General features: G+C 61.1%; 1 protein-coding gene. It reads right to left on the reverse strand.

The features are described from left to right. Positions 1-14: 14 nt before the first annotated feature. The coding region (locus tag CSQ99_RS30615) for an integrase catalytic domain-containing protein (RefSeq protein ID WP_099042702.1) at positions 15-887 on the reverse strand (873 nt) is incomplete at its 5' end.

The raw sequence follows: 887 nt of genomic DNA on the forward strand, positions 1-887 counted from the left end.
CGTGTTGCCTCATGTCAAGATGCGCGCGAGGGTGGTTTCGTTGCCTCATGTGATTGTGCGCGCTTGGGGATGCGGGCTCTGGTGGCGTGGTCGGACTTGCTCGTCGTCACTTTGAGGAGCCGGGCGGTAAGGGCCTGGATCTGACGCTGAGTGGCGGCGGGGTTGATCAAAGCGTGGGTTCGGGCCATGGACGCTGTGCGGTCATCGGTCATGGCTGGATGAGCAATCGCGCGGCGGAATGGGGTGGTCGCGGTGTCGTACTTCTTGGTCACCTTGGCGCCGTCGCGGACCTTGAATACTAGTTTCTGCTGCGGGTAGAAGTAGTTGGTCAACTGGGACTGAAGCTGCCAGATTTCGTTGAGTAGCAACAGTTCTGGGGCGGTGTCGTAGCGGTGGTAGCCGACCATGGTGCGTACGGCTGCCCAGTTTTTCTGCTCGACGTGACAGCCATCGTTTTTGTTGGTCGGCCGCGCCCTGGTGAAGGTGATCTTGCGGTTTCGGCACCAGAGGAACAGATAGACGTTGATGAATTCTGATCCGTTGTCAGAGTCCACCCCCAGGATCGGGAACGGCATCACATCGGCGATGTCATTGAGTGCGCGCAGGACGCACTTGGCCTCCTTGGTAGGCACCGAGCGGTTCTCGGTCCACCCCGTGGCGATATCGGTGACGGTGAGGGTGAATGCGAACGGCCCGATGGTGTTTCCGCCATCGTGGGAGACCAAGTCGATCTCGACAAAGCCCGGCGTGGCGTCGTCCCAGTCCGCCCAAGTGCGTACTGGGATCTGGCTTCTCAACAGCGACCCGGGCTTGGTGGCGCGACGCCCCTTGAGCTGGCGTTTGGCTCGTTCACCTGCCAGGCGACGATCGATGGTGGCCGCCGACAT

It is taken from the genome of Mycobacterium neglectum (assembly GCF_002591975.1).
GTDB lineage: Bacteria > Actinomycetota > Actinomycetes > Mycobacteriales > Mycobacteriaceae > Mycobacterium > Mycobacterium neglectum.